Source organism: Pseudooceanicola marinus (genome assembly GCF_020177265.1).
Classification (GTDB): Bacteria; Pseudomonadota; Alphaproteobacteria; order Rhodobacterales; family Rhodobacteraceae; genus Pseudooceanicola; species Pseudooceanicola marinus_A.
The window spans coordinates 1-543 of record NZ_JAIVMC010000028.1; the positions used below are offsets into that span (position 1 = coordinate 1).

At 67.4% G+C, this 543-nt stretch carries 1 pseudogene; it reads left to right on the plus strand.

Going from position 1 to position 543, the window contains the following annotated elements:
* Window positions 1–44 precede the first annotated feature (44 nt).
* Window positions 45–543: pseudogene (locus LC066_RS21390) on the plus strand (electron transfer flavoprotein subunit alpha/FixB family protein); the annotation flags it as partial.

Below are 543 nucleotides of genomic sequence, written 5' to 3' on the forward strand. Positions count from 1 at the left end.
GTCGATGAGCTGGTGGCGAAACTCAAAGAGAAGGGGATCGTGTAATGGCCGTTCTTCTGCTTGCTGAAATCTCCGAGGGCACGCTGGCGCTGGACGCCACCGCCAAGGCCGTGTCGGCCGCCGCGAAACTGGGCGACGTGACCGTGCTGTGCATCGGCGAAAGCGCCCAGGGCGCCGCCGAGGAGGCCGCCAAGATCGCCGGTGTCGCCAAGGTGCTGGTCGCCGAGGATGCCCTTTACGGCCACCGCCTGGCGGAACCCGTCTCGGCGCTGGTCGCCAAGCTGGGTGCCGACTACGACCATATCGTCGCGCCCGCCACGACGGATGCCAAGAACATCCTGCCGCGCGTCGCGGCCCTGCTGGACGTGATGATCCTGACCGATGTCACCGCCGTCGTCGACGCCGACACCTTCGAGCGTCCGATCTACGCCGGCAACGCCGTGCAGACGGTCAAGTCGCTGGATCCGAAGAAGGTGATCACCTTCCGCACCTCGACCTTCGACGCCGCCGGTGACGGCGGATCCGCCGCGGTCGAGGCCACCG